We start from the raw sequence: 26,989 nt of genomic DNA on the forward strand, positions 1-26,989 counted from the left end.
CGGTGGGTTCGGCGATCCGACTCCCGCCGCCCGGACCGAAAACATCGGCAGCGCTGCCTTCGAGCTGGGCCTTCCACGATGTGATCTGATTGGGGTGAACGTCGAACTGCTCCGCCAGTTGCGCCAGCGTGCGGTCACCCTTGACGGCGGCAAGTGCCACCTTCGCCTTGAAAGCCGGAGTGTGGTTCCGCCGTGCTCGTCTGCTCATCGTCTCTCCTGATTCGCGGGTCAATCTTGCCCGCCGTCAGGCAGAAACTCCACTTATCGCGCTGTTCAGATTTGCGGGACCAGCTCAGTCACAGTCGCGGGCCGTATGCTGCTTGTGGAGGCAAAAGGATGGCGACAAAGCACCGGCTCTCTGGTCTTTCAAGTCACCAATAGACGGAGTTCTGAATTAGTTAGTGAGGATTCCAGCAGGCCAGTTCACAGTCATCGCGATTGAGATTGCAAGCCGAAACGTGCCTCGCTCGCGCTAGCTATTGCTAACTCCGCTATGCAGCCAACGGTACAGAAACGCCCGGTTGGGAGCACTGCCGAGCGGTTTTATGTGGATGTGATCCTTGTGGAAGACATTCATTATCGGCGCCCGTCATGCCGGCAAGGTTCTGCCAACCATTCACGGTTCCGACCGCTAACGGATCGAAAACGGTTTTCGAGCAAGTTCTTACCCGGGATAGCAGGGGAGGAGATCTACACATGAGCGGACCGGCCGTTATGGAAAACGTGCGCCGCTATCGCGCGATAGCTTCGTTGTGCCGTCAGTCCGCCGCATTTCGGCCAATCCAACGGGACTCATTGCTAGCACAAGCTGCAGAGTGGGAGGAACGCGCGATCGCAGAGATCGAGAGATACTTCAGTTGTTCCGCTGCACGTCCTGCTTGATTGCGCTCGACGATGAAAAGCATCCACCATCTGGCCAATGGGTCGGATCATGAAAGGCAATGCTGGCCAAACGATCCAGTCGCGCAAGCGGCCGCGTTGGGAATTCATCGGTGGGAGCTTCAGATAGGACGCTCAAATAGCTTCATCATCTCCGCCAGCACATCGCGGGCCCTCGTCCAGCCACCGGATAGCTCAGCTCTATTGCTTCCGCCCTCGCCGACGCTGCGCCAAGGGGCCCGTTACGTTGCCCGGGGGATGATGCATTCGCATTCGGCAAGAAGGAGTCGTTGGTTCGGCACCGTTCGTCGCGGTGCCGTGCAAACATTAAACCCTAAAGCCGACCGTAAGAGGGGCATGCCAAGTAAATCTGCTAGCCGCCGGGAGCTCAGATTTGTTCAATGATCGCCTGATGAATGTCGGCGCGCGTTGGACAGCCGGAAGATCCGATGTTGCGCCGCGTAAGGAAAACGGAAACTCCCGCTTATTAAAAAAAGCGCGATCCCGCCATCCCCCGCGGATGCAGAAATCATTGATCGAGAGTTATATGGCGAAGGGCATGAGATGCGAGGCTGACCGCGCCAAAGTCGATCTGGTCAAAGACGTCGGTTATCTTCGTGTAGAGCCTGTGCGCTCTACACAAAATATATTCATACGGATCGCTCGCGGGCTTTGCCGCACTCTCGGTACACCTGGCATTGCCACTATTGGGCGGTTTACTCGCTCGTTGCCATTTGCATCCTTTGTTTTTCCATTTGTCCTCGTGCTTGGTGGGATCAAGCACCATCATCGAGTCACTTACCTCAACAAGCCAAACGCTGCTGCGCGCGCTTTCGCTTCCGGATTGAAAGAGTGAGAGAGGACGAGGGTTCGTTGCCGTCGATCCGGAGCTGATGTTCAAGCAAGATATTGCCCGCGTTATCGACAAGCGAATGAGTAGCCTGGAAAGCCATTATTGAGGTGAGTTCATCTCACCCAGGAAATTGTTCGCGCCAATCATTTTTGCGCTTGAGCAGCTCACTCCGGCGACCTCCGGCTTCGGTTCTTCAGGAGCCCGGCGCTCTTGTTCCCGAGCTGATAGCTGAAATATCGCGCTTTCTCCGAACCAGACTTCGTGCGGAAGCAAAACGCAACGTCCGCTGTGCGTCGAGCCTTTCGGGACATCCGACCTAGAGTATCGCTGCGGATTCGCAGCAATATGCTCTATGTCTTCGCCATAAAACTCTGCCAGCTTGTTCTCGAATGAAGATCTTGAGATCTCAACCAGTGGTGGCTCGTCAACCAGCGCGTATGGCGGGACTGCAGTCGAAAATGATTCAGAGGAGAAACTCGATGGCGCCGAATTCAGGAAGGAGAGTATATCCGGCGATTCCTTGGCGATGCGCGTAGTACCGGTCATCAGTCGCGCTCGTTCTGATTTCATCGGCCTCGGGATAAATTGCTGGTGCGCTGAAACAAGAAACCTTCCATTTATATCGGCGAGGTCGCGGGGGCGGCCGCCGATTGAGTGTTCCGCGTTGATGGTAAGCCTAGCTGTTGGCATGCTGACAGCTAAGCATCAAGACGTCACCATTCCGGTCCGCTCCCGCATGGGCTCGTTCGAGATAGCGCCGCGAAGTGCGGGCCGTCCGCCTGCGGTGCTGGGTTGGCGCCGCCGGTCTCCGTCTTACCTTCAAGGGCGAGGGACAGTTTGAAGTTATTGCGCAGCATTGGGTTTGCGGGTTCCGCTGCGAGAGCTTGGCGGTAGAGTTCTTGGGCCTCCCGATGTCGGCCCTCGTGATCGAGAACAACTGCTTTGGCATTCAATGCGCGCAGGTCGCCAGGGGCTGTCGATAAGATCCCGTCGAGCACCTCAAGCGCATCATTCGGGCATTTGCGTGCCAGCAAAGCCCGCGCAAGAGGAATCGCGGCATCAACATTCTCCGGTCGTTGCTTCAGCGCATCGCGCAAAGCCTTCTCGTCAGCATCCCGACCGAGGGCGAGAGCGATGCGCTCGCGCATAGCTGGATCGACCTCCTTGGCCCCGACCAGCTCTGCCGCAGACGTCGGCTGCTGTGAAAGACCCGACTTGTGCGAGTCAGCGCAACCTGCGAGCAGCACGATGGCAAGCATGGGGAGAAAGGCCGAGCACGAATGGCGACGAAAGTTACGCCAGCGTCGCAGAACATTAATCTTACATGAATTCATAAGCGACCTCACGACCCTACACCTGTGCTCGTCAGCCGGCCGCAGGGAGGAGGTCACGATGCCCGCCTGTAGGAGTCTTGTCCTTGCCAGGCGCAAGTTTGACGGAGCCAATCGGCTGGACGGTGAAATCCGAGGCGAGATCCTGATAGGAGAGAACAGGTAGGTCTATTCCATTGCGGGTGAGAAAGCCGCGGACGAAGCGCCGGATATCCATCGAGCCCAGGATAACTGGCTGGTTCTGACTGCGCGCGATGCTCGAATGGATCTGGCGAAATTGTGCAAGTAGCATCTCGCTTTGCCGATCCTCCAAAACGAGGTAGGGACCGACAGCGGTCTCGCGCACCGCACCTCGCACGATATCCTCGGTCTCACGCTCGACGATAAAGGCCGCCACAACACGATGGGCGTTGGCATAGCGGTGACAGATCTGCCGCTTCAGAACGGAGCGCACATATTCGGTGAGCAGTACGGCACTTTGCTCCCGTTCGCTCCATTCTGCAAGCGCCTCCAGAACCAAACGGGTGTTCCGGATCGGGATGCCCTCGTCCAGCAAGCGGCGTAGCACATCCGCGATGCGAGGGATCGGTGTCGTGCGCAGCACCTCCTTCACCAGATCGGCATATTCCCGCTCCATCCGGCTAAGCAGCTGACGCGTTTCCTGAATGCCCACCAGGCGCTGTGCATAGCGTGTCAACGTCGACTGGACGCGCAAGGCGATGATTTCGCTCGGACGGTGGTGCCCAATTCCGGCAGCTTTGAGAGCGGGCGCATGGCCTTGTTCGATCCAGATCCGATTCGTGTCTGGGTCCTGCCAAAAGGGTATCCCGCTCAGTTCAATGTTCGCCACGTCGTCGTTAAGTAAGAGTTGTGTCGGGTCAATGGCGCCCTCTTCCACCGGCACTCCTTCGACATCCACCCGGAATTGCGATTGGGCCAGGTGCTGTGCGCTTTGGGCGGGAATGCGTGGAATTGTGATGCCAAGATCAGCTGAAACCAGTGCCGAAACCCGTGCGACGCACTGCTCGAGTTCCCCTACGTCGATTGCCTGCATCAGGCTCGGCGCTAGCAACAGCGTAATCGGAAGTGCCTCCGCGGGCACGGTTTGCTTCTGACCCTGTGCGGAAGCGGGAGCGGAACCGGTGGGACCGGCGCCCGCCTTGAGAGCGGTCTTGCCCTCTTGCACGCCAACCTTGAGAAAGCTGGCAGCGGAGAACAGCGCGGCCATTATGACAAAGGGCGGCAAAGGGAAGCCAGGAACGAACCCCATCACAAGCAAGACACAGGAGGCCAAGCGTAGCGCTTGTGTGCTGGCCGTAAGTTGGCTGACGATATCGGCGCCAAGATTGAGTTTGGAAGGACCGTTGACACGAGTGACAATGGTTGCGGCTGTAATTGACAGCAGCAGGGCCGGAATCTGCGAAATGAGCGCATCACCGATCGTCAGGGTGGTATAATGGTGCATCGCCTCCTCGAGGGACATGCCCTTGGAGAGCGATCCGATCGTGATGCCACCCAGCATGTTGATGCAGATGACTATTAGTCCGGCTATGGCATCGCCCTTTACGAATTTCATGGCACCGTCCATCGCGCCGTGCAGTTGGCTTTCTCGCTCCAGCGCGCCGCGCCGGCTGCGGGCTTCGTGCTGATCGATATGGCCGTTGCGCAGCTCCGCGTCGATCGCCATCTGCTTGCCCGGCAGCGCATCGAGCGTGAAGCGCGCAGATACCTCCGCCACCCGTTCAGCGCCCTTGGCGAGAACCATGAACTGCACCATGGTCACGATCAGGAATATGACAATGCCCACGGCGATGTTGCCGGATATGACAAAATCGCCGAACGTATGAATGATGCTGCCGGCATCGCCCTCGGCGAGGATCAGTCGCGTCGTTGCAACGGTAAGAGCGAGACGAAAGACGGTGGAGATCAGGATGACGCCCGGCAGGGACGAAAAGTCGAGCGGCGTGTTGAGATACAGGGCTACCATCAACAGCAATATGGCAAACCCCAGATTGAAGCCGATCAGCATATCGATCATGACGATCGGGATCGGCATGATCATCATTCCGATCGCAAGAAGAAGCATCAGCGCGACCATCAAATCCGGGTGAGCCGGCGCGCGCGTGATGAGATTTCGTAGAAGGTTGGCCATGAGAAGCCTTATTGTTGTTTGATTGCAGCTGTGCTGCCCCGCAACAAAACATAGCGTTTGAAGACGGCTTGCGCTTCGGTCATGCGGCCAGCGTGACGCAGCGCGTGGCTGCGCATCAGCATCAAGGGTAGACACGAGGACGGTTCGTCATCCAGTTTGTCAAGCTGATCCAATACCGACAGTGCTTCGTCACCGCGACGCTCCAAGATGAGAGCGTAGGCCAAGATGCGGAGCAGGCCGACATCTTGGGACTGTTCGTGAGCGGCCAGCCGCAACAGAGCCAGGCTCTTGGCGCTCTGTCCGCACGCAAGGTAGACATAAGAAAGCACGCAGAGCAAATCTCGCTCCGGCCCGGAGATCAGCTCGACAGCGCCGGCTTCGGAAACGCGCTGTGTAGATGTGAAGTGTTGTACTTTGTCTGGCCCGGCCATCGCTAGCCTTTGATCAAGCCGTTGTGACTCTGCCGGAGCAGGATTAATCGCTGCAGCTCCAGTTGCAGAAGCGCGGCCCCTTCACGTGAAACCAAATCCTCTGGCGCGGCTGATAGCGTATCAGCCAAACGCTCCAGAAGAAGGCCGTGTTGCTCTGGACGCAGAACATGCGAATGACGTAAGCGCGGCGTCACGAAGGAGAGCAGACTGTGCGCGAGATTGGGCTCATTAAGCCAAGCGAGTTCCGAGCTTGGCTCGATCTGACCTGGCGGGGCGCGCGCCTCGTCTAGATTGATGCGCGAAACTGCATCGATCGAACTGAGCTCGAGCGCGCTCTCGATCGTGACGTCCACCAACCGATCCAGCACGTCACTATGACGAGAAAGTGAGGTGTGGCTCTTAGGATCATTGCCACGCGTCCGGTCAATCCCGATGGACTTGGCTCGAGAATTGACCGGCGTGTTGGCAGATGCATGATGATCAACGTTTGGCCCCTGAAAAGAGGTGCCGGGCTCGACGGGATTGGGGGGCAGCCTAGTCATGGCACTTTGCTTCCTTACCTGCGGCCTAAAATGCTAATAGGGTAGAGTGGCAAACCGGCCATCCCGGCTCAGCAGAACACGCCTTTCCTCGATCCCGTAGACGGTCCATCCATTGTTCAAGAGCGCGCCGACGAAATACTTTTGACCAGCAATGACAATATAGGGGTCGGTCCCGCGCCAAACAGCTTGGACCCCAATTGCGGGAGGCGTCTTCTCATCCTTGATCGCCACCGCGTTGACGAGCGTATAAGCGCCATTGCTATTGTGATCAAACCGCTGCTGGACGTCTCGCCATGTGGCGAGCGAGGCGGGCGTAACGGTGCCATCGGCGGTGACAACGCCCGCCCCAGAGCCGACCGTGATGCCGACAAGGCCCGCTCTGTCAACTTCCTCCTGCAACCGTTCGGCAGCTGCATCGGTGGCCAGAGCATCAGGAGCGTTGAGCGCCAGCTTGGGCGCAATGTCCGGAGCAGGGGACGACGGACTTGACGCCACGGTGGTGTCGGTCTGGACAAAGCTGGGTGAGACTGCGCCAACCGCGGCAGAGCTGATCAGGACCAAAGCAAGAAAGACGAGCGATATATGCCGGCGGTCGATGGAGCCAGCTTGTTTGTAGTCCTCGATCGTCCAGCGAATGGACATCGCCCCGGCATGCAAAACGACAGGAAGAGGGACAACAATGGATTCGTTTGGTAAAACAGTCTCGTGCCCCTCGATCCTAACGTCCCTCGCAAGGGCCTCGATCTCGATTGAATTGGAATGGGGGATGACACGAAGATGGTGCGGTTCGAGGCCTTGTTCGACGAAGATCAAGTCAGCATCGAGGCTGCTGCCAATCAGACACGATCCGACCCCCACTTTACTTGTCAGCCCGGAGTAACACCCCGACAGCACTTCGAAATGCAGGCAATTTGGTTCATTCACGGTCGGTTTCCTGAACAGCGAACGGGACCGTACGGCAAAACCGTACGGCCCGTAGCGACTTCACAGACTAAGCAGCGGGGAAAGTGGGGCGGCGACGTCGCCCCATCTCATCCCTTACTGCACCCGCTCATCGGCCGCTTTTTTGACAGTCGAAAGCTCGGTCGAGACGACGCGAAGTTCCACATCCCTCTCAGCAGCCTTTGTGCTGGTCGCAGTCAGAGCGGCGATTTGCCGTTGGAATGCCGCCTCTCCAGCAGCTTCAGCAGCCGTGGAAGCGGCTGCAGCAGTAGCGGTGCCGGCTGCCCCACCTGCAGTCGAGGTATGAGACGCACCAACATTTTTAGGCATACTATTCTCCTGTTTGCTCGATTTCGCCGCCACGTGCGGCTCCTATGTCCCAACGTCGCAACATGCGACGTCAGGAATCCTCCTCTGTCTCGGCCATGACATCGTCGAAATGGCTCATTGCACTATTCGCAACTTGGAGAGCAGCGGCTCCCAAAGCGGCGCTGAACGCTTGCTGCATAGCGGCTTCGTGCGAGTTGCCGCCCGGAGTGGACGCGCCGCCGTTTACGGGAATGTTTGCATCAGGCGATCGGGCATGATCGTCGCGCTCGCCAGGCTTGTGAGATCCTTTTTTGCCGCCAGCCGCATGGAGGTCAGCGTCAACGTGCCCAGCGGCGCTAGAGTTCGTAACGCGCATCGGGTTCTCCTATGTCAATTCGATCGTGCCAATGGAGGCAGTTTCTGCTCTCCACTATGCAAGTATTAGCTTTCGACAAGCTGACGAGTCGTAGAAAATGCAATGAGCCGATGGTCGATCGTCATTATACGTCTTCACCAGCCGGCCGTATTTGAACAAGTTGCCCGCGAAAGCTGGAGATCAGATGGTTAAGACAAACAATCGTTTGTGAAGATGATCGGGGTGAGCACGTTGCTCATCGTTTCGAAAGCTTCAATAGCGGAATACCAAAGCCACCACTAACAAAAACGTTTCAAGGCCGACGTGCTGTAATCTCGGGCTCACGTCCCTTGCGATGCTCTTTCGACAATTTGCTTGCAGTCAGGCGAAGCGGCATGAGCCTGACCTGGTCGGAGCGAAGCGGAAAGCCAGAGTGACGGCCGATTCAGCGGCCAAGAGCGGTCCCTCGGTCCTGGCGGGCCCATAGCAGATCCGTCAATCGCGACCTACTTTCAGGGAGACCGAGCAGAAGCCCGCCAGTCGGGAAAGAGCCCTTCGGACTTCAACCGCTCTGGACCAATGTGCTCTCGATCCTTGCAATCGTCAGGCTCCGCGGCTGCGGCCGGGCTGTCGCGTAGTGTTAATGCATCGCGATCTTGACAGGCGGCGTATGCAGTCGATGGAACTTCACAGCGGCAGACTGGGTTTGAGGTCGGATTCGAGAGTGCGGCCAACATAGTTTGTACGCAGTGAAGAGCCGAAATAAGTTCCTCGGATTCGGGGGCGGTCTCAAGTATGCTGGTAGAGCTTGCGCGACCTACTGCTCGGCAGAGAGGCCCAACCGCGCGGAGGCCGCGCAAGCTCATTACCGTTTCCAGCGTGATCCTGAGAAGATAGCGTCGCTCCGCCTAGGCGTTAGCGTCTGCAGCTTGCAAGCGCTCGGATTCGATGCGAGCCTTTAGGTTATTCAGATAATCCTCCGCGTAGGACTGGGCCACCGAAACCGGCAGGTTGATGCCGGCCGTCGCGGCTTCTTGAATTGCCTGCTTCACCAAGCCTTCTCGCATTGCTAATTTGACCTCAGGTCCGGCGATGCAGCCCACCGCCTGTGCCGCAAGGCTCAGCCCAGCTTCTTCCAGCGCTTGCTTTATGTTGCCGCCACTGATGGCAGTGTGAAGAAGATTTGCAGCTTGCGCCTCGGCTTCGAGCACCATTGACGCCAGATCGGTCAATTCACCCAAGCCTGGAATGAAGCCAAGTACACCGACTGCCGTCGCGGCCCAGTCGAATACCTTAGAGCCAACTTTGAGCACGTCATTAAGTGCGTGCATGAAGGCGCCACCGTTCTTTTTGGGAGACTTGATGTCGGGCTGGTCTGCCATGCCCATTGTCATGTCCGCGACCGCGTCCTGCTCGGCAGGCGTTCGGACGGCATGCGTCTTCACTTGGTGAACGGTGCGGTTCGCACCCGACATGTTGTTGAAGAACTGGTTGAAGTCGCTGTTGCTGATGTTGCCGGAATCGACCGTATGGCCACCACCGAAGTCGAAGAACTTGTGGTGGGTTTTGTAGCCCGTAATCGCGTTGTTCATCAACCCGAACAACACAGGATCGGAGAGCAGCTGGGAGGCCGCCTTTCGCACCTCGGGCGCGAGGCTCTTATCATCGACCATGCTCGCCAACTTTTCCCGGGTCAGGTCACCCTTCCCGAAGAACGCGTTTTTGTTCTTGCTGATCGTATTGAGCGTATCGAGCTCGGCTTGCGTGAGATTGATCGATGATGAAGCAACCTGCAGGAAGTCCTCTTTGTGGACCTTGTCTATCGAGCCACCGTACAACTTCTTCCATTCATCCGGGTGGTCGAGGAAGTATTGAGCGGCCGCGAGGACCTGTGGCGGGCATTTGCCGGTTTTAGCTTCGCCGTCGACGATCCGTTTGAAATCCGCAAGGCTCAGGTTCTTAGGCAGGTTGTCGGCATAGCGATAGAGCTCGCGCAATGCATCGGTCTGGGTCATAACCGATGGCTCGCCATTCCGGGTGCCGTCGGAAGCGATGTAGTTTTGCGTATAGCTCTCTGCCCGCCGCTCCTGGAAAGCAGCAACCTGAGGGTGGTGATCGGAGAAGCCGGAGAGATCACCTGCTTTGATCTTCCCGCCGCAGCGGCCGTCACCTTGCGAGCCTATCGCATAGAAGAGCTCTGGGTCCAGTTGCAGAGCCTCGATCGCCGCCTTTAGATCCGGCGGTGTGGAGGGATCGTTGGTCAAATCTCCAAGAGATTTCCAATCCAGCGGGCATTTGTCTTTGTGTCGGTTCAGCACCGACACAATCTGCAGCTCGGCATCAGTCAGCGTGCCGCTGTTCCACGTGATCCTGGAGCTTTGTACGGGTGCCTCTGCGATCTTCGGGGCGCTCGCAGCGGAGGAGGACTCCGCGGAGGATGGCTCTGGGGCCTGCTGACATGCGTCCAGTGCGGCCTTGATCTCCGGCGGGAGGATGTTCCGCACCTCCTGCGTGAGTTGCTCCGTCAGCTGCTTGGCCGAGTCTGCAGCCGGCGGATCCTGTGGAGTGGAACGGTCATCGGCATTGTCTTTCAACGAGAAACTAGCCAGCATCGCCTCGAAGTTTGAAAGATCCCGCGCCGATGAGGGCCCGGGGGCTAGCCCGGACAAACTCGAGCTGGCGGTCAGCGATAGGTTGTTGACTGACATTATACGTCCTCTGATTTGAGATCGCACCACAAGGCGGTCATGTGGCGCAGCCCGAGAATCGCGACGAACAACGAGCAAGAAGTGTCGATAGGCTTCGATGGCTCCTACCACTCGCTTCCGATTGCTCAGTGCGCCCCAGCGCTCGGTTCCGCTACAATCTATAGGCACATCGCCGTCTAGATATTCACGCCACATGGTAGGTTCGATTAGCTTTCCAAAAGCTGACGGTGCTCAGAGGTTTTACAACGAGACGCGCAATGATGGTGTGAGAGGCGGTGATGGGTTCTCGATATCGGAATCGGCTTGCTTGTTATGCTCGATCGCTCGCCTCCGGGCCAACTAGGTCGATTAGCGAGGCCGTGTCTGCCGCTCTGCAGATGGTCACGTGCGCTGATTCGTGAAACAATGTCGCAGGTCTCCGCAGCATCTTATGGTGAAATCACCCACGCGTAGCGACCTCGCGCCTGCGCCCAACGAGAGTGTTGGCGCTTGCGTAGATGCTCGAAAGAGTCCGACGGTATTGTGCGGACCCTATTGCCCCGAGCCGATCGAAGCTCAGCTGCACTTCGCATTCTTCATGTCATCATGCTTAGCCGATTGGTGAGTGTTCGCTCGAACCTACAAATCAAAGGCAAGGGTCCTGCGACGGTTTGAGACGAATAACACCTTCTTCTCGCCATTCCGCCGTGTGAGGCACACCCAGGATGGTGAACGTTGTTGTCCGGACACCCCTGGTAGGTTTGAGATCGCGCCTTCTTAGCATTTCGATCTGAGCGGGCGTAGCTGTTTGGCCAGTGAAGACCCAGCGTCCTTGGCGCGACGACCGTTCGCCATGACGAAATCTCCAATTTCCGGCGGAGCAACCCCTGCGTGCAATGTGGGCCCAGCTTGAGACGGTCCAGCGTGAGGTGACCCGGCCCGCATGAGCCAAGGCTCAAGATCTTGCCAACTCCGAGATCGGAGGCGTCCGCGCGGTGTTGAGCGATCGGCTGTTGGGAATTGGACCGCTCGCCGCCGCTCAATGATGGCTACACGCGATGCTGCTCCGAGTTCCTGCCCAATTAGGTCCTGGCTGTATTCGGGTATTTCATGCAATGCCATTAGTTCACGCTCAAACTCCCTTGGACCGGCGGGCGATGAGGACGAGTGGGACGCTGGGCTGTTGTCCGCGCGGCTTAGCGCGTTGAAGTCCATCCTGTTCCTCCTTTTGGGCAACGGAGTGGCTTTCATTCTTATGCGACGAAGCTCATTTTCATGACGGACTTCGTGGAGTTGTTCAAAAGCTCGCATGAGGCGCTAAAGTGGCAAAGCACGCTCACCGATGCTGCTGGCTGGAATTCTGGTTCGCATCAGTGGCTCCGGTTTGGACGTTTATTGCGCGACCCTGTGGCATCGGTCATCTACACATCCGCGCTCTGACAATGCAGCAGTAGCTTTCGAAAAGCTGACAGAGGGCATAAGCAGACGCATTGCATCTCTTCCAGGCCATCTGTTGTCATCAGGTCATTTCTTACCTGCATCAGATGTGTGAACCACGCCGTCTTGATGTGGTGCCTCCGGCGAAGGAGCATCGTTCGGTCGTCCTTCGCGAATGACCACGCTGGAGGATCCTCGAAACAGCATCAAAACCGACTCGTGCGGCGGCTTTTCGGTACCGCTCGAGTTTCGCCGTGCCTGTACCTCCGCCGCAAGTCCTTTTACTGTTTGCTCCACAAGCGCGACAAAGCGGGGTGGACCGGAGGCGAAGACGAGGCCATCTCCCGGTACGGGTCTCACGATGTAACGCTCGTCGGAGATGTTGAGCGCATCGAGTGCCGCCTTGAACGCATCAAAGCTGATTGGACTCAAGACCAAAAGGCGGCTTTGCGCCTCATGCGCATCGGATACGTAGAGCACCAGCCCATCGTAGTACCATTGAAGATTGTAGAGATTAATCAACCGTTCGAGGAACTCTCTCGGTGGGAGATCCGGCATTCGTCCGCGAATCCGCCCCTTCACCCCGGTGCTGACATTGACCCTGATATTTAGGTTGTTGCCGAATTCCTGCAGTGCGGCCGCGAGGTCCTGATCCAGAACTGTGTAACTATAAGGCGTCGATGGCAGCGCCAGGGGAGCGCCGAGCGCCTCGACTACGCCAAAGCAAATGAAAACACCAGCGTAGAGAACTTTCGTCAAGATGTGCAGCCTTGTGTATGGGATGAGCATTCCTGCTATTTTGCACTTGAGAACAAGCACCGGAATTCGTCCCAAAATGTGGAAGCCGATGCTTCGTCCAAAATTGGAAGCTACCCGTGATCATTAGATGACAGATGCTCGTCAGTTTTTGGTCAGCTTGCTTCTCCAAGGTGCGGCCCTTCGTGTGAACGAACGGCTCATCTCACCACGTGACAGAAATGATTTCCTCCATGCTGTTTGGCGTTACGTCGATCTCTGCCAACTCCGTCGAGTGTGCCTCCAACGGCTGTTCGTCGGCACACGCTCAGTTTGGCGAGAGTCTTGCGCAGGCGGCCTCGAACCGAGGCGTCGCCTCTTCTGTGACCGAGCACGCGCCAGCTCCATCGCTACCGGAAGTGCAGCGCGCGGTGGCGCCGGCGAGCCCGCTAGGCGATCGCGTCCTTCAGAGCATTTCTGCTATCCACCAGGGCAAACCATTTCCGTCGGGTGCAGTTTCGCCGGCGCTCGTCGGCGAGCCTGATCCTACCAAGAATCTGCAGCTTGGGCCGGCCGCGCAACCGGTCTTGCGTGTGCAGCAAGTGGAGGTACATCCAGTGGGCCAACCGGAGGGTGTGGATCATTTCGACTCGGCGCTGACGAATCTGCGGGATGTTTACAACGGCGTCATCCAGGTTTCGCTCATCTCCAAGGGGACAGGTGCTGTCAGTTCATCTCTGAATAAGCTTCTATCGGCGGGCTGAGTGGGCCGTTGGCTGTCTTGACGCAAGACAAGATCGGTAATGGCCGGCCCGCAAGAAAGCGGCTTGATGCTCTCGGCTTGTTGCTGCTTTCGCTGACCCTCGCCGGTTGCAAAGCTGATCTGTATACCAAAGTTCAGGAGCGTGAAGCCAACGAGATGCTTGGGCTGCTCCTGAGCAAGGGCGTCGATGCCATCCGTCTCGTCGGTAAGGATGGGACCAGCACAATTCAGGTGGAAGAAAGGCAGCTCGCCTACTCAATCGAGCTGCTGAATGACCATGGTTTGCCGCGCCAATCCTTCAAGAGCCTTGGTGAGGTGTTCAAGGGGGCGGGCCTCGTTGCCTCTCCGGTTGAGGAGCGAGCCCGCTACGTCTATGCTCTCAGTGAAGAATTGTCGCGCACGATCAACGATATCGATGGGGTTCTCTCCGCCCGTGTTCATGTCGTTCTGCCGAAGAATGATCTTTTGCGACAGGATGCAACCCCGTCCTCGGCGTCCGTTTTCATTCGACACGCCTCCAACGCGAAGCTCTCAGCCTTGCTGCCGCAGATCAAGATGCTCGTCGCCAATAGCATCGAAGGTCTATCGTACGACAAGGTGACGGTCGTGTTCGTGCCGGTTGAGCGAGCTCAGCATGAGGCCTCCGTTGTGCCAGCGGCAGCTTCCGCAGAACCAACCAAATTCATCGCAACTCACATTGCGATCGGTGCAGGAGGTGTGCTCGCCGCGTTGGGCATTCTATCTTACGTACTGTTGAGAACACGTGGGCGACAGCTTCGTCAATCCTGGCGCAAAGTGACAAATCTGGGCAGAGGTGCCAGCAAGCCAGCGGTCCAGTCCGCCGGCAAAAAACTGTCGTCCGATCAGAAATAGGCGGCAAGCAGGTCCATATCGATGGCATCCACTGACCAAAATCATTCGCTCACCTCGCATTCCGATCGCGTGCGCGAGCTTGCCGCTTTGATTCATCCCGGAAGGTTTGCCGGCCAGCTTGATGGGCTCCTGTCGGCCGCCACAGTGCTGCAGCTGCAGAAGACTCCGAGACTGCAGCAAAGACTGGTCGAATTGCTAATGGGCAGTGAGCTGGTCTCGAACGGAATCGCCTGGGGTAGGGACGTTCTGCTCGGGCATGATCCGCGTCGGGCGGCCCTGCTCGCCGGCAGTATCTGGCATGCGCGTTCGGTGCTCAAGCTTGTGTCAAAGCCCGATGTAGCGATTCTGATCGAAAATATTGGTGCCGAAGCTCATGCTTTCGCAGTCCGACACTTATCCAGCGCCGTCGCAACCACATCGATTGACGATCCGCAGAAGCTCGCGAGCCAGATTGAACATGACGGATGTGCCTGCCTTGGTGCTTGGCTCAAGGACGCAAAAGAGCTTGACCGTGTGCGCGTTCTTTTCCGCTTACCTGTGGGGACCACCGCCGAATCCCCAGCAGCCGAACACCACAATTCAGCGGGTGAGTTACTGTCTTTGGTGGTGGCGCACTTGGCCACGGAGGAGCCAGCGGCATGACGGCCAACGAAACAGTCTTGCCTGATAGCCCGCGGATACGGCCGCTCGGTCCGCTCATACCAGCCGCGGAACTTGGCATCTGGTGCGATGCGGTGCAGACGCGCGCGCTAGCCGAGCGATACCTGCGGCAAGTTCGCAGTTGGGCAAGGAAGGCCTATCAGCAGGAGCGGGAGCGCGGGCACTGCGAGGGTCTAAGGTCAGGCTCGGACGAAATGGCACAGCTGATTGCCCGAGCTGCTTCCGATGTGGCCGGGCGAAAAGCCGTTCTGCAACAGGAGTTACCACAGCTCGTCATTGAGATATTGACCGATTTGTTGGGCTCCTTTGATCCGGGTGAGATGTTGGCAAGGACCGTTCGTCACGCCATCGAGCAAAGATATGGCAGCGCAGAAGTATGCCTTCACGTGTCTCCTGTGAATGCTGATGCACTAAGGCATGAATTCGTGGCGTTCGATGGAACGAATGGTCGGCCGAAAGTCAGAATTGATCCGGACCCTGCCGTGGGACCGGACCAGTGCGTTCTGTGGAGTGAGTTCGGCAGTGTCGATTTAGGACTTGCCGCGCAGCTCCGCACATTGCGTCTCGGCCTTAATCCATCTTCTCAGGAAAGCTATCCGTGACGACGCAACAATCAGGCCATGATCAAGCCGGCGGAGAAGGAGATGTGCATGCGGCGATAGCATCTCTGAGATTCGCAGCAAGGTATGTCGATACGCGTGCCGTGCGGGGACGGATCACCCGTGCGATAGGCACCTTGCTCCATGCCGTGTTGCCAGGGGCCCGTGTTGGAGAACTTTGCCTATTGCAGGATCACGCTTCCGGATGGTCGCTTGAGGCGGAAGTCATCGGTTTGCTGCCGGACGGGGTGTTGCTGACGCCCATTGGCGATATGGTAGGCTTGTCCCACCGCGCGGAAGTGCTCCCGACCGGGCGCATGCAGGAAGTGTCAGTCGGGCCCGACCTGCTCGGCCGCGTGATCGATAGCTTCGGCCGTCCACTCGATGGCAAGGGGCCGATAAGGACGGTCCACACTTGTCCGCTCCGCGGCAAGGCGCCCAACCCGATGAGGCGGCGTGGCATCGAGCGGCCGTTTCCGCTCGGCGTTCGCGTGCTGGATGGACTTCTGACGTGTGGCGAAGGTCAGCGGATCGGAATCTATGGAGATGCCGGTTGCGGTAAGTCGACGCTGATGTCGCAAATTGTAAAAGGTGCGGCCGCCGACGTCACCGTGGTTGCGCTCATAGGGGAGCGTGGACGCGAGGTGCGTGAATTCATCGAACGTCATATTCGAGATGCCCTCGCTCGCACGATCGTTGTCGTTGAGACATCCGACCGATCGGCAATGGAGCGGGCGCAATGCGCTCATATGGCGACCGCACTCGCCGAGTATTTTCGTGATCAAGGGCTGCAGGTCGTTCTGATGATGGATTCGCTGACGCGCTTTAGCCGTGCGATGCGCGAAATCGGCCTTGCCGCCGGAGAACCTCCCACCCGGCGCGGTTTTCCTCCTTCCGTCTTTGCGCTGCTTCCTGGTCTGCTGGAGCGAGCCGGTATGGGCGAGCGGGGCTCGATCACGGCATTCTATACCGTGCTTGTCGAAGGTGACGGCACCGGCGATCCGATCGCCGAAGAGTCGCGCGGCATTCTCGATGGTCATATCATTCTTTCGCGCGCGCTGGCCTCGCGAGAGCATTTTCCCGCCATCGACGTGCTGTCGAGCCGAAGTCGTGTCATGGATGCGGTCGCCTCTGGTCCACATCGCAAGGCGGCATCCGCATTCCGCGATCTGCTCTCGCGCTACAATGAGGCTGAGTTCCTGATCAAGGTCGGTGAATACAAGCCGGGCAACGATCCACTGACTGATCGGGCAATCGAGTCAATTGAGGAACTGCGCGCATTCTTGCGCCAGGGACAGGACGAGCCGTCTAGCTTTGAGGAGACCGTTTCATGGATGTCGCGTCTGACGGCCTGAATCTCGTGCAAGCGTCGAAATTGCGGCTGGTGAAAGACATGAGAGAGCGAAGCGCGCTTCGTGAATTGTCGAACATGGAAGCCAGGCGCCAAATTGCGGTCGCAGCGCTGCAGCGAGCGTCTGAGAATCTTAAAGGCGAGGAGAATCGTCGCGCCAAGGCCGAAGCTGAACTTTATCAGGAGCTGGCGTCGCTCGAGATGATGTCCGTGACGGAGCTCGATCGTCGCTGTCAACTCGTCCTTGGGCGACTGGCAGCAGAGATCGAATTGGCACGCCAGGCGCGCGAGCAGGCGCGCGTCGCGCATGAGCAGGCCCAGCGGGCGGTGAATGAGGCGCGGACCATATGGGCCAAGCGTTCGGCGGCGAGCCAGAAATGGCAGGAGATTGAGGGCGATGTCCAGCGCACTACCGCTGTCCGTTCGGAGTTTGCAGCCGAAATCGATGCCGACGATGAGGTTTTGCTCCGATATCAGGGTGGTTCGCGCAGCCAGACGATCGATGGCTCGAACTAATGGCTGGTTCTCTTATCACGTCGCGAGCTGCGCCCGCGGAACCTGTCGATAAATGCCATGGGTGAACCCGCACTATTTCAGCCAGCGGCAAAGCTGTCGCATGAAGTGGTCTCCTGGCTCAACGAGACCGCCGCACCGCGCACGGTTCTGCAGAGCCGCATTGGCGATAAGCCGCTATCGATCCGTATGAGCCGGCTTGTTTGGCAGGCCGAGCCATATGCCACGTCGGTGCTCGACTGCGTATTTTGCGCCGAAGGCGAGACCGCTGTGTTGTCCTTGCCCCGCCTTATCGTCGAGGCACTGATTTCAACGGTCCAGTATGGCCTTACTTTACCTTCCGAGCCAACCCGCTCGCTCCTGCTCGAACTTGCACTGGAACCTTGGCTCGCTGCATTAGAGATCGTGCTCGCGCGGAATTTGCAGCTGATCCGCGTCGAAGACGCAACGGCCAAAGACCCCTATTTGGAGTTCGACGTTACTTTCGGGCCGCTGGCGGCCAAGGCTCGCCTGTTCTTGTTCGCGCCTCTTGACGGTCTGGTTCCGTCTGCGTTTCGTGTCTTAGGCGAGTTGATCGGCCAATTACCGCGAGATTTAGGTAAGATTTCTTCGGAATTGCCGGTCGTAATTGCGAGAGAGATCGGCTCGCTGCGCGCGCCTATCAAGCTTCTTCGCCAAGCACAGCCCGGCGACGCACTGCTGCCCGAGGTCATTCCCTTTGCCAATGGCCAGCTCATCCTCGCTGCGGACAAGTTGTGGGCGCCGGCGCAGGTCGCGGGCGACAGACTCATCCTTCGGGGACCATTCCGCCTGCAGTCCCATCCTCTAAGGTATGCAAATATGACGATAAGCCCCCAAGCTGAACAAGCAATCTCGCCCTCGGAAGCCGACATCGACAGTGTTGAGATCACGCTTGTGTTCGAATGCGGCCGCTGGCCCATCCCGCTGGGTACGTTGAGAAGCATCAACGAGGGGCACGTGTTCGAGCTTGGTCGGCAGATGGACGGCCCGGTCGACATTGTTGCCAATGGTCAATTGATCGGCCGCGGCGACATCGTACGTGTCGGTGAAGCGTTGGGCATCCGGTTACTTAGCAAGTTGGCGGTCAATGGTTGACATTCAACCGAGCATCCTTGCGCTTGTTGCGGCGACCGCCGGTCTTGGCCTGCTGGCGTTCGCAGTTGTCACAACAACGGCGTTCATCAAGGTTTCCGTCGTTCTCTTCCTGATCCGCAACGCGCTCGGCACTCAGTCCATACCACCGAACATCGTTCTGTATGGTGCTGCATTGATCCTTACCGTGTTCATAGGCGCCCCAGTATTCGAGCAAACCTACAACCGCGTGACCGATACGCAACTTCGTTACCAAACCGCCGATGACTGGTTGACCGCCGCCAAGGAAGGCAGCGAGCCGCTGCGCGCCCATCTCAAAAAGTTCACCACTGAGGAGCAGCGCACGTTCTTCCTCTCGTCGACGGAACACATCTGGTCGGAGGAGATGCGCGCCAACGCAACAGCCGATGATTTTGCGATCCTCGTGCCGTCTTTTTTGATATCGGAGCTTAAGCGTGCGTTTGAAATCGGTTTCCTTCTCTATCTTCCGTTCATCACGATCGACCTGATTGTGACGACAATTCTGATGGCCATGGGCATGTCAATGGTATCACCAACAATGATATCCGTTCCTTTCAAGCTCTTTCTGTTCGTCACAATCGACGGCTGGTCGCGGCTCATGCACGGATTGGTCTTAAGCTACGCATCTCCGGGGGGCTGAGATGGACGAGGCCAGCATCCTCACCCACCTGAGCCGATCATTAGTCCTGTTCATGATCTGGGTTCTACCGCCGCTCCTGGCAGCCCTCGTGGCCGGATTGGGTATTGGCATCGTGCAGGCAGCAACCCAGCTCCAGGATCAAACCTTGCCGCTTACCGTGAAGCTCCTCGTCGTCGTCGCCGTGCTCGTTCTGTTTGCTCCGGTGCTGAGCGCGCCGCTGATCGAGCAAGCCCAGCATATCTTCACTGAGTTCCCCGCGCTCACAGCGAGGTATTAGTGCGCGCGGAACGCAAACCTGTCTAAGTTTCAGCTATAGCGTCGTGTTTGTTGGCCTTCATTGCGAACCACAAAAGGGCGAGTTCGTCAGCTTATCGAAAGCTCGCCTCACTATTATGGGACGGATAGACATCCGAACTGTCCTGTTCGGCTCTATGAGCCTGCCGTATTCGGAGGAAGAATGATCCCATTTGGAATTTCTATCCGTTCGATTCAGGTTTGCTTCCGATGTGATGGAATTACTTGCTGAGACCTGGTCCTCGATGCACAGCCCGGCGAGTTGTCGACGCAAGTGAAGGGGCAACGGCTTTGATTGCAAGCGGCCCCACGATTCTGGCATTCTGGTGAATGAGCCTGCGAATGAAGGTGCCGCTCGAGACCGATCTCCATAGCCTGCGAAATTGATGGAAGCTTCGAGGCCCTCAGATCTCCAAACCGCGCTGCGGCCGGTGAGAGCTGAAGAAGCGTGGATTGTAGGCCGCGCGCGATTTCGCCGGTGCTCTCATCGAATGGTCATACCTCTGCCGGATGGCTGTAGTCATATGGATAGTGAAGCCGAAGTCATCTGCCCTGGGAGGCCTGTCGCTCTGAAACCGCAGGGACACGAGATCTGCAGAGTTCTTGACGTCTCACATCATGGCGACGTGAGTACGACGGTTGCATTGGCTGAAGGGACCACGAGCTGAACTCAAAATGGATGCCTTGTCGCCCACCGAGACGCAAGCTCTGGTTCAGACTGCTGTCGAGTTCGTCGTTGCGGCCGGTCTTGGCGCGGCCCGGGCCCTCGGCATTATGCTCGTTCTTCCGGTATTCACGCGACCGCACATTGGCGGGATTATCCGCGCAAGCGCGACGGTTGTGATTGGATTGCCTTGCTTGATGCAGATCAGGAACGGCTTGCAGACACTAGATCCGGGCACCCGTATGGTTGCGGTCTCGCTCCTCGGTTTGAAGGAGATATTTATCGGCCTGCTATTCGGGTTTCTGCTTAGTATACCACTTTGGAGCATCCAGGCCATTGGTGACATCATTGATACCCAGCGTGGCATCTCCAGCCAGGTGGACGATCCTGCGACACGCAGTCAAACCGCCCCGATGGGGCTCTTTCTCGGGACTGCCGCGGTTACGATCTTCGTTGTATCAGGAGGTCTGCGGACCATGGTCAGATGCCTCTATGGAAGTTATCTGATCTGGCCCGTGTATCGGCTGCTACCGCCCCTGACCCACCACGGGGCAATGGAGTTTATTGGGCTTCTCGACCATATCATGCATGCGACCCTCGTGGTCGCCGGGCCCGTGCTGGCTCTGCTGCTTCTGATCGACGTATCCCTCATGCTGCTCGGGCGCTTTGCGCCGCAAATCAAGCTGAACGATCTCTCTCCGACCATCAAGAATGCCGCTTTTGGTATCATTATGGTCAGCTACGCCGTCTTCCTGATCGAATATATGGGAGCAGAGATCATTCGGTTCAACGGCGTGCTGGAGTGGCTCGAGAAGTTCTTGAAATGAGCGACACGAGCGAAGAGAAAAAACTTCCACCAAGTCACAAGAAGCTGAGGGACGCGCGTAAGAAAGGGCAGAGCCCGCGCAGCGCCGACTTTGTGACCGCGGCAGGCCTTTGCGCTGGTTTCGGCTGCCTGTGCTTCAGGGCGGGCCCGATCGAAGACGGATGGCGCGAAGCCGTGCGGCTCACCGACAAGCTGCAGGAACAGCCCTTCAACAGTGCGGCCCGGCAGGCGTTGGTCGGATTGATGGACCTTTCTATAACAGCCGTGGCTCCCATCCTAGGTGCGGCGGTTGTCGCGGCGATTCTGGCCGGTGTCTTGGCCGGCGGCGGGCTGACGATTTCGGCTGAGCCGCTTAAACCCAGCTTTGAGAAATTGGACCCGGTCAAAGGGCTGAAGCGGATTGTCTCCCAGCGGTCGGTTGTCGAGCTTGGAAAGTCTATCGTCAAAGTTTTGGTTCTTGGCGCTACGTTCGTTTTCACTGTGCTCGCAAGTTGGAGGGCACTTGTATACTTGCCCGTGTGCGATTTGAGCTGCTTTGGTTTTGTTTTTAAAGAGCTCAAAGTGCTGATCGCGATTGCTGCCGGCGCTCTACTGATCGGCGGCTTGGCCGATCTGCTCATTCAGCGTTGGTTGTTCTTGCGCGACATGCGCATGACGCAGAGCGAAGCCAAGCGCGAGTCCAAGGAACAGGATGGTAATCCGCAGATCAAGGGTGAACACCGCAGGCTCCGCCGGGAGTCGGCGAACGAGTCCGCGCTCGGCATCCATCGGGCGACATTGATACTGACGGGGCGAGCGACATTGATTGGGCTGCGCTACGTTCGGGGCGAGACCGGCGTCCCGGTACTGGTGTGCCGCGGCGAGGGCGAAACGGCTTCACAGTTACTGGCGGAGGCGCGCGCCCAACGTCTGAGCATTGTCGAGGATCATGTGTTGGCGCGTCAGCTGATCGGAAAAGGTGCGATGGGCAAGGCCGTTCCGATGGAGTGCTTCGAGAGGGTTGCAAAGGCAGTCTTTGCCGCCGGCCTAGTTTAGCGTCGCACAAAACAGCGATGCGCTCAAATCTCTGGTCAACGACCCAACTGACCCAAAACCTGATCTGCAAGCTGCACGATCCCAAGAAAAGGATCGAGCAAAGATTCGACTCCTGGAGGCTCGTCGGCCGATTCCAAGACTGATATGGACAAGAATGGCCACCGACGTTCATGCTGCTCGGGTCTTACGAGCCGCTTATTGGGTTTCTGGCGCAACCCTGTTATGCGTTTCATCCTCCAAATTACGCCTGTTGCCCGCCGACGTGGCCGCACGTGCGGTGATGGGAAGCACTGCACGATCACCACTGGTCGGCATGACAGCGCCATTGCCTAACAAGTCGCCAGGTTCATTGACCATGACCGCAAGGTTATTCCGGACTGAGCAGCCAAGGGTTGGATTGAACGAATTGTCGTTCACTGTAGGACCGACGATGGAGAGCGAGGGGCAAACCGGAGGATGGGCTTCGAAAGTGATCGCTTCGATCCTCACCCCGGAACGAGCCGGCAAATCCACACGAGAAGCGGACAGGTGGATGTTGTAGGTGGCAACGCCCATGGCGCGAGCCTCGTGGGCCACCTGTGCAATGAGTCTGGGTGCGCCGATGACACCCACATGGAGGGCATCCCGCCGGCCGCGACTGGTCGCTGCAATAAAGCTTCGCAGCCGATGCCGTTCGGGGCCACGAAGGCTCTGCAGGAACAGCACGCTACTCTTCTGCTCGACCTGGATCTCTTGGTCAGCCGGCGCGGGCAGGATCGAGGCAGTATTTGCGCATCCCCCCAATGTTGCTCCAATAGCGATCGGGTAGCACAGATGTCGCAAAGTCATTTGGCGATCCTCATTCGATAATAAAGCCGGCGCTGCCGGTCAATCCTGGCGCGCTGGCGCGAGGCGCATCGCGCTCTCGCGGCGGCCGGGCAACCGTGTTCGCCAAAATCCGTCCCGCGTCTGAGGGCGGTGAGATGCGGTCGCTCGGCGCACTCATCCGGTTCGGATTCGGTCCGGGCCGCACGATGTAGGGCGTGACAATAATGACCAACTCGGTTTCACGTTTCTGAAACGATGAGGAGCGAAAAAGCGCGCCCAGGATCGGCACATCGCCGAGCCAGGGAAACTCGCCGATATCAGTGTTGAAGTTGCGCCTGATGAGGCCGCCGATTGCAAAGCTCTGACCGCTGGCGAGCTCGACCACGGTGCTTGCCCGCCGAGTCGAGAGGGCAGGGACCGCCATGCCATTGATTTTGACTTCGCCTTCGCTCGACAGTTCGCTGACTTCGGGCTTCACACGGACATTGATCTGATTATTGTTGAGAACCGTCGGAACGAACTCGAGGCTCACGCCGAACTGACGAAATTGGACGGAAACCTGCCGGTTGTCCTGCATCACCGGAATGGGGAATTCGCCGCCGGCGAGGAAGCTTGCGGCTTCGCCGGACATCGCCGTCAGATTCGGCTCAGCCAGGATTGAGGCGAGGTGCTCGCTCGCGAGAGCGTCCAGAACAGCGCTCAAGTTGGTGTTGCCGGCGCTAAACCCAATCCCGATCGTGCCGCCGCCGCCGGCTGCGCCGGACCCTCCCCCTTTGCCGGTGACAAGGAAAGCGCCGTTCGGGCTCGAGGCGGTGAAGTTGATGTTGAGATCCTTGACGGCGCTGCGGGAGACCTCTGCCACCCGTACGCTGAGATTTACCTGTAATGAACCGGCGACCTGGATCTTGTTGGCAACCAGCGCGCCAGCCCCAAGAAACTGCTCAGTGACCTTCCTGGCGGTCTCGACGACCTCGGCGTTAGGCGCCGTACCGCTAAGGATCGCGCCGCGCGGGGTATAGCTGACCTGAATCGGATAGTCGCCGACCTCGGCCTTCAGCGCGGCCCGCAGATCCTCGATCGGTTGGGTGACGATAACACGCAGCTCGGCGAGAGCCTCTCCGTTGTCGTTTAGGGCGAACAGGCTAGTCCGTCCCGACTTTTTGCCAAACACGAAAATCGTGGTGTTCGACGGCGCCTGATAATCCGCAATGGCCGGGTCGGCAATAAAAATGCTCGCAGCCGGTCCGGTCAGATGAACTGTCTTTCCCTGTGAGGAGGTAAGGTTGAGCGTGCCGGTGGTGCTGCCAGGCGCCGCACGTGGCGGTTCTCCTTTGCCATCTCGCTTTACCTGAGCTGCGGCAGCAAGCGGAAGTAGCAGAGCGACTGCGCACAGGGCGTAGCAGAGGCGGGGAAAAGCGGCAGAGTGCAAGCTGCTGGCGGCCACCGACGGCTCATCGGCGCCGGCGTCATTATTAACGATGTTCAAGGGATGGTTGCTTTCAAGTGAGACTGCTAGGCAGCCGATGCTGCGCCGATGAGTTCAAGGGTGTAGCCAACACCGCGCGCGGTCTTGATCCTGAGCGTTGCCTCCGCCTGGTTCAAATGCGCTCGTAAGCGGTAAATCCCGACTTCCAGCGCATTGGTCGAGACCTCGTCGTCAAATGCATACAAGCTTTCTTCGAGCGCTGTGCGGGGCACGGTACGGCCCGCGCGGTTGAGCAAATGTTCAAGAATGCACACTTCGCGGCGCGCAATTCTCAGTACTCGTCCACCGACGGAGACTTGTCTCGCAATCGGATCGAAATGCAGATTCCCGAATGTCACCACCGGCGCCGTCATCTGCGTTGATCGTCGCAGAATAGCTCGCATGCGAGCAACGAGCTCGTCGATAGAAACGGGCTTGGGCAGAAAATCATCTGCTCCGGCGTTGAAGATCGCAATCCGCCGACTGAGATCATTGAGATTGCTCATCATCATAGTCGGCATTGATCGTCCTTCGCGCCGCAACTGCTTCAACCAGTCCAAACCATCTCCATCGGGCAAGAAGGATTCGAGCAGTATCATGTGGTAGTTCGCGCAATCCAACGCGGCCGACGCCTCATCCAGCGTCCGCGTCACGTCGACGGCGAACCCGCAATTCAGCAGCGCTTCCTTCACGGCGCGGCCAAAGTCCGCATGATGATCAACCAGTAGAATTCGCATTCATCGCCTCTCGTCCATCCTCGGCAGGACTTGAGCGTGTCACGCTAGACCATGACGATCGGCGGAACCCAGAGGATGCCGCTTTGGCGTGAATTCGAAAACCCGTGCGCGATACGCACGGGCTTGTTGGCAGGCAGCCAACGTCTGCACGTCCGCCGTCGGCGGATAGGCGGCGGCCTGCGGCGGATGGTTCCAGCTCGCGGCGCGGCTCAAAATCTCCTTTACCCCGGCAAGAGATCTGCAATCTCTCACGAGGCTGAGAGCCCCGGCGATGTGCTGATTCATCTGCGGGCCGAGCATAGCGGTGGCTGCATGCATTAGGCGAACGCCTGCAGTGGCGATCGCGCCAAACTCGCGGAGCGAAAGGAACGCGCAGGCGAGAGCGGCTGCATTTGCCGCCGAACGGACTTGCGAAACCGACATTGGAACTCCCAAATCGTCTTGATCCGCGGTCAGTCCTGCAAGGCTGTTGAGCCTGTAGTGTCGTCAAGTCACTACGATACAAGTTTTCCGCGTTTAAGACAGTTCACGCGCTATGCGTCGGACGACGGGCTGTAAAAGGCCAAGATGCGATGAAACGATCAACACGCCCATCGGCGGGTTAGACATTGTCTCGCCCGCCCGTGATAATGACCCAACATGGTGTCAACCGTCCTGAAGCTCGGTTGCTTCCAAGATCTTCTCCGCGCCAGTCGAGCGAAGGCTGCCAAGGAAGGACAAATTGAGCCTGGCATTGCTGTCGCGCATTGTCTGAGGTGGTGAGGCCGGCTCAATTTCGTCAGACGGGTTGAACGGCGCAAGAACGATCTAGTCTTGAGCTTGGGCTCAGCCTGTGATCGGTACGGCGATTGCTCGCCTTGTTCTCGCGCGCTGGATCCTGGTCTGGCTGCGAAGAGCGCGCTTCGTCTTGCGTTCACAGAGCAGATTAACGATGCAGGCTCTGAATCGGAGCGGTCGAGCACTGTCCCAAGCCGTATCGGCCGAGCATTGAGGTTCTGAGACGTTCGCAATTGTCGCTACCTGTCAGGAAGAGTTCACGCGAGTGGATTCTGTCGCGAGACTGTCGGAAATCCTACAATCTGACGCTGGGTGAGATTCAAGTGCCTTTAAGGGCTCTTTGTATCGGCGCCATCAACATCGGACTCCTTGTGAGGCAATGACGACACAGTGGTGCCATGCTGTCGAGCTGTGCGAAGGTCAATCGCGCTCTGTCCAAGGCCGTGAGCATTTGTCCGTCCAACCAAGCCTAGCGCCATAACGCGTTGAAGCGCGCGAAGAGGCAGTCGGTCGGCTATGACGCCAAAAATCGGCCAATCCGCTCTGCCTCATACTCGGCGATCTAGTGGGAAAATCGGGGCGGGCGCGGGACGTTGATGTGACGCGCAGGACCTAACGTCCGAAATGCAGACTGCCGATCGCGCGAGCCAAGTGGTTCGGCAAGGGGCTGAGGAGAGAATCGATTGCCAGACGTCATCTTGAATGCGGTCTCCATACATTGCGATCGACTATGAGGCCTTTAGGCATCCTCGGCAAAATCGATTGTTTTGATGGAACGCATCCAGGTTGCGGATCGGCTGTAATGCCATAGCGCCGCTTGCTACGGGTAAGTGAATGTATGTTGCGATCGCGGCCGAAACACTGTTGGTTGACGCGCGATCATTGTCAGAAGGAGTTAGCTAGTCGACCGTGAAGAACGTTGATCATGAGGTCTGTTGACGGGATGACCAGGCGCCGGCGAACAGGAAGGCGCAGCAGATCCGGACAAACAAAGTCGTGAGCCAGAGGATCAGAATCCGGAAGTTGTAGCCCGCGGCGGCAAGGACCGCGTTGGCGGCGTCGCCGCGGGTGCCGGCGAGATGATTTCGGTTCATCCGGTGCTCATTCTTGAGATGGCCTATCACCGGTTCGACCGCGGATCGGCGTCGGAAGGCGCGTTTGATTGCTGCGGTCACGCCACGCTTCTGGCCGGCGACAT

General features: G+C 58.1%; 28 protein-coding genes and 1 pseudogene. 12 read left to right on the forward strand and 17 right to left on the reverse strand.

What is annotated here, in order from left to right; genetic code table 11:
* Positions 1-208: transposase (locus E4K64_RS36725; protein ID WP_135163638.1), on the reverse strand; the 208-nt coding region annotated here is incomplete at its 3' end.
* Between the two features lie 488 nt (positions 209-696).
* On the opposite strand from E4K64_RS36725, the gene E4K64_RS41415 reads away from it, so the two are divergent.
* Positions 697-882, forward strand: a complete 186-nt coding sequence (locus E4K64_RS41415; RefSeq protein WP_100233314.1) for a hypothetical protein — start codon at positions 697-699, stop codon at positions 880-882.
* Between the two features lie 526 nt (positions 883-1,408).
* Here E4K64_RS41415 and E4K64_RS42065 read toward each other — a convergent pair.
* The 11 genes and pseudogenes from E4K64_RS42065 to E4K64_RS36785 all read right to left on the reverse strand — a co-directional run bounded on the left by E4K64_RS42065 (position 1,409) and on the right by E4K64_RS36785 (position 12,707).
* A pseudogene (locus E4K64_RS42065) lies at positions 1,409-1,832 on the reverse strand (hypothetical protein).
* On the reverse strand, positions 1,832-2,278 hold the full coding sequence (locus E4K64_RS36740) for a hypothetical protein (protein WP_235884916.1): 447 nt from the start codon (positions 2,276-2,278) through the stop codon (positions 1,832-1,834). Before E4K64_RS36740 ends, E4K64_RS42065 begins: the two are co-directional and overlap by 1 nt.
* Positions 2,279-2,445: 167 nt before the next feature.
* Positions 2,446-2,991 (reverse strand): tetratricopeptide repeat protein, encoded by a 546-nt coding sequence (locus E4K64_RS36745; protein ID WP_126261979.1) that lies wholly within the window; start codon positions 2,989-2,991, stop codon positions 2,446-2,448.
* Positions 2,992-3,097: 106 nt separating this feature from the next.
* On the reverse strand, positions 3,098-5,215 hold the full coding sequence (sctV, locus tag E4K64_RS36750) for a type III secretion system export apparatus subunit SctV (RefSeq protein WP_126261980.1): 2,118 nt from the start codon (positions 5,213-5,215) through the stop codon (positions 3,098-3,100).
* An 8-nt stretch (positions 5,216-5,223) separates the two neighbouring features.
* Entirely contained in the window at positions 5,224-5,646 is a 423-nt protein-coding gene (sctY, locus tag E4K64_RS36755; RefSeq protein WP_126261981.1) for a type III secretion apparatus assembly chaperone SctY, read from the reverse strand.
* Between the two features lie 2 nt (positions 5,647-5,648).
* Positions 5,649-6,188: a hypothetical protein gene (locus tag E4K64_RS36760; RefSeq protein WP_126261982.1), complete on the reverse strand. Its 540-nt coding sequence runs from the start codon at positions 6,186-6,188 to the stop codon at positions 5,649-5,651.
* Between the two features lie 33 nt (positions 6,189-6,221).
* Positions 6,222-7,112 (reverse strand): SctD/MshK family protein, encoded by an 891-nt coding sequence (locus tag E4K64_RS36765; protein WP_126261983.1) that lies wholly within the window; start codon positions 7,110-7,112, stop codon positions 6,222-6,224.
* A gap of 114 nt (positions 7,113-7,226) precedes the next feature.
* The gene (locus tag E4K64_RS36770) at positions 7,227-7,493 is read right to left on the reverse strand and encodes a nodulation protein NopA (protein WP_235884917.1); all 267 of its coding nucleotides are present in this window, start codon (positions 7,491-7,493) and stop codon (positions 7,227-7,229) included.
* A gap of 37 nt (positions 7,494-7,530) precedes the next feature.
* Positions 7,531-7,815: a hypothetical protein gene (locus E4K64_RS36775; protein ID WP_126261984.1), complete on the reverse strand. Its 285-nt coding sequence runs from the start codon at positions 7,813-7,815 to the stop codon at positions 7,531-7,533.
* Positions 7,816-8,702: 887 nt separating this feature from the next.
* Positions 8,703-10,502 (reverse strand): HrpF/NolX family T3SS translocon protein, encoded by a 1,800-nt coding sequence (locus E4K64_RS36780; RefSeq protein ID WP_430642569.1) that lies wholly within the window; start codon positions 10,500-10,502, stop codon positions 8,703-8,705.
* 1,503 nt (positions 10,503-12,005) lie between these two features.
* Complete coding sequence (locus E4K64_RS36785) at positions 12,006-12,707, reverse strand: secretin N-terminal domain-containing protein (protein WP_126261998.1); 702 nt, start codon at positions 12,705-12,707, stop codon at positions 12,006-12,008.
* Between the two features lie 200 nt (positions 12,708-12,907).
* Here E4K64_RS36785 and E4K64_RS40780 point away from each other — a divergent pair, with 200 nt between their 5' ends.
* From E4K64_RS40780 to E4K64_RS36840, 11 genes are all read left to right on the forward strand, one after another.
* Positions 12,908-13,417, forward strand: coding sequence for a nodulation protein NolB (locus E4K64_RS40780; RefSeq protein WP_164719129.1), 510 nt, complete (start codon positions 12,908-12,910; stop codon positions 13,415-13,417).
* A gap of 17 nt (positions 13,418-13,434) precedes the next feature.
* Entirely contained in the window at positions 13,435-14,289 is an 855-nt protein-coding gene (sctJ, locus tag E4K64_RS36795; RefSeq protein WP_164719130.1) for a type III secretion system inner membrane ring lipoprotein SctJ, read from the forward strand.
* Between the two features lie 21 nt (positions 14,290-14,310).
* Complete coding sequence (locus E4K64_RS36800; RefSeq protein WP_126261985.1) at positions 14,311-14,931, forward strand: nodulation protein NolU; 621 nt, start codon at positions 14,311-14,313, stop codon at positions 14,929-14,931.
* Complete coding sequence (gene sctL / locus E4K64_RS36805; RefSeq protein ID WP_126261986.1) at positions 14,928-15,551, forward strand: type III secretion system stator protein SctL; 624 nt, start codon at positions 14,928-14,930, stop codon at positions 15,549-15,551. Before E4K64_RS36800 ends, sctL begins: the two co-directional genes overlap by 4 nt.
* Positions 15,548-16,903 carry a type III secretion system ATPase SctN gene (sctN, locus tag E4K64_RS36810; protein ID WP_126261987.1) on the forward strand — a complete coding sequence of 452 codons (1,356 nt, stop codon included), beginning with the start codon at positions 15,548-15,550 and terminating at the stop codon, positions 16,901-16,903. The genes sctL and sctN overlap by 4 nt, the downstream gene beginning before the upstream one ends.
* On the forward strand, positions 16,879-17,415 hold the full coding sequence (locus E4K64_RS36815; RefSeq protein ID WP_126261988.1) for a hypothetical protein: 537 nt from the start codon (positions 16,879-16,881) through the stop codon (positions 17,413-17,415). Before sctN ends, E4K64_RS36815 begins: the two co-directional genes overlap by 25 nt.
* A gap of 57 nt (positions 17,416-17,472) precedes the next feature.
* A complete protein-coding gene (sctQ, locus tag E4K64_RS36820; protein ID WP_126261989.1) occupies positions 17,473-18,528 on the forward strand; it encodes a type III secretion system cytoplasmic ring protein SctQ in 1,056 nt (351 codons plus the stop codon).
* Positions 18,521-19,186 (forward strand): type III secretion system export apparatus subunit SctR, encoded by a 666-nt coding sequence (gene sctR, locus E4K64_RS36825; RefSeq protein ID WP_027563377.1) that lies wholly within the window; start codon positions 18,521-18,523, stop codon positions 19,184-19,186. The genes sctQ and sctR overlap by 8 nt, the downstream gene beginning before the upstream one ends.
* 1 nt (position 19,187) lies before the next feature.
* Complete coding sequence (locus E4K64_RS36830) at positions 19,188-19,463, forward strand: EscS/YscS/HrcS family type III secretion system export apparatus protein (RefSeq protein ID WP_025038819.1); 276 nt, start codon at positions 19,188-19,190, stop codon at positions 19,461-19,463.
* A gap of 692 nt (positions 19,464-20,155) precedes the next feature.
* Positions 20,156-20,971: a type III secretion system export apparatus subunit SctT gene (gene sctT, locus E4K64_RS36835; RefSeq protein WP_126261990.1), complete on the forward strand. Its 816-nt coding sequence runs from the start codon at positions 20,156-20,158 to the stop codon at positions 20,969-20,971.
* Entirely contained in the window at positions 20,968-22,005 is a 1,038-nt protein-coding gene (locus tag E4K64_RS36840; protein WP_126261991.1) for an EscU/YscU/HrcU family type III secretion system export apparatus switch protein, read from the forward strand. Before sctT ends, E4K64_RS36840 begins: the two co-directional genes overlap by 4 nt.
* A gap of 195 nt (positions 22,006-22,200) precedes the next feature.
* On the opposite strand, the gene E4K64_RS36845 is transcribed toward E4K64_RS36840, so the two are convergent.
* The 5 genes from E4K64_RS36845 to E4K64_RS36865 form a co-directional block, all read right to left on the reverse strand.
* Positions 22,201-22,833 carry a CpaD family pilus assembly lipoprotein gene (locus E4K64_RS36845; protein WP_126261992.1) on the reverse strand — a complete coding sequence of 211 codons (633 nt, stop codon included), beginning with the start codon at positions 22,831-22,833 and terminating at the stop codon, positions 22,201-22,203.
* Positions 22,834-22,843: 10 nt separating this feature from the next.
* A complete protein-coding gene (locus E4K64_RS36850; protein WP_126261993.1) occupies positions 22,844-24,298 on the reverse strand; it encodes a type II and III secretion system protein family protein in 1,455 nt (484 codons plus the stop codon).
* Between the two features lie 26 nt (positions 24,299-24,324).
* Positions 24,325-25,014, reverse strand: coding sequence for a response regulator (locus E4K64_RS36855; RefSeq protein WP_126261994.1), 690 nt, complete (start codon positions 25,012-25,014; stop codon positions 24,325-24,327).
* A 39-nt stretch (positions 25,015-25,053) separates the two neighbouring features.
* Positions 25,054-25,437 (reverse strand): hypothetical protein, encoded by a 384-nt coding sequence (locus E4K64_RS36860; protein WP_126261995.1) that lies wholly within the window; start codon positions 25,435-25,437, stop codon positions 25,054-25,056.
* Positions 25,438-26,714: 1,277 nt separating this feature from the next.
* The coding region (locus E4K64_RS36865) for a transposase (protein ID WP_209311901.1) at positions 26,715-26,989 on the reverse strand (275 nt) is incomplete at its 5' end.

The organism is Bradyrhizobium frederickii, assembly GCF_004570865.1.
Taxonomy (GTDB): Bacteria; Pseudomonadota; Alphaproteobacteria; order Rhizobiales; family Xanthobacteraceae; genus Bradyrhizobium; species Bradyrhizobium frederickii.

Coding starts and splice junctions, on each gene's coding strand:
- E4K64_RS41415 (WP_100233314.1), top strand. CDS start 697: ATGAGCGGACCGGCCGTTATGGAAAACGTGCGCCGCTATCGCGCGATA.
- E4K64_RS36740 (WP_235884916.1), bottom strand. CDS start 2,278: ATGACCGGTACTACGCGCATCGCCAAGGAATCGCCGGATATACTCTCC.
- E4K64_RS36745 (WP_126261979.1), bottom strand. CDS start 2,991: ATGCTTGCCATCGTGCTGCTCGCAGGTTGCGCTGACTCGCACAAGTCG.
- sctV (WP_126261980.1), bottom strand. CDS start 5,215: ATGGCCAACCTTCTACGAAATCTCATCACGCGCGCGCCGGCTCACCCG.
- sctY (WP_126261981.1), bottom strand. CDS start 5,646: ATGGCCGGGCCAGACAAAGTACAACACTTCACATCTACACAGCGCGTT.
- E4K64_RS36760 (WP_126261982.1), bottom strand. CDS start 6,188: ATGACTAGGCTGCCCCCCAATCCCGTCGAGCCCGGCACCTCTTTTCAG.
- E4K64_RS36775 (WP_126261984.1), bottom strand. CDS start 7,815: ATGCGCGTTACGAACTCTAGCGCCGCTGGGCACGTTGACGCTGACCTC.
- E4K64_RS36780 (WP_430642569.1), bottom strand. CDS start 10,502: ATGTCAGTCAACAACCTATCGCTGACCGCCAGCTCGAGTTTGTCCGGG.
- E4K64_RS36785 (WP_126261998.1), bottom strand. CDS start 12,707: ATGCTCATCCCATACACAAGGCTGCACATCTTGACGAAAGTTCTCTAC.
- E4K64_RS40780 (WP_164719129.1), top strand. CDS start 12,908: ATGCTGTTTGGCGTTACGTCGATCTCTGCCAACTCCGTCGAGTGTGCC.
- E4K64_RS36800 (WP_126261985.1), top strand. CDS start 14,311: ATGGCATCCACTGACCAAAATCATTCGCTCACCTCGCATTCCGATCGC.
- sctL (WP_126261986.1), top strand. CDS start 14,928: ATGACGGCCAACGAAACAGTCTTGCCTGATAGCCCGCGGATACGGCCG.
- E4K64_RS36815 (WP_126261988.1), top strand. CDS start 16,879: ATGGATGTCGCGTCTGACGGCCTGAATCTCGTGCAAGCGTCGAAATTG.
- sctQ (WP_126261989.1), top strand. CDS start 17,473: ATGGGTGAACCCGCACTATTTCAGCCAGCGGCAAAGCTGTCGCATGAA.
- sctR (WP_027563377.1), top strand. CDS start 18,521: ATGGTTGACATTCAACCGAGCATCCTTGCGCTTGTTGCGGCGACCGCC.
- E4K64_RS36830 (WP_025038819.1), top strand. CDS start 19,188: ATGGACGAGGCCAGCATCCTCACCCACCTGAGCCGATCATTAGTCCTG.
- sctT (WP_126261990.1), top strand. CDS start 20,156: ATGGATGCCTTGTCGCCCACCGAGACGCAAGCTCTGGTTCAGACTGCT.
- E4K64_RS36840 (WP_126261991.1), top strand. CDS start 20,968: ATGAGCGACACGAGCGAAGAGAAAAAACTTCCACCAAGTCACAAGAAG.
- E4K64_RS36845 (WP_126261992.1), bottom strand. CDS start 22,833: ATGACTTTGCGACATCTGTGCTACCCGATCGCTATTGGAGCAACATTG.
- E4K64_RS36855 (WP_126261994.1), bottom strand. CDS start 25,014: ATGCGAATTCTACTGGTTGATCATCATGCGGACTTTGGCCGCGCCGTG.
- E4K64_RS36860 (WP_126261995.1), bottom strand. CDS start 25,437: ATGTCGGTTTCGCAAGTCCGTTCGGCGGCAAATGCAGCCGCTCTCGCC.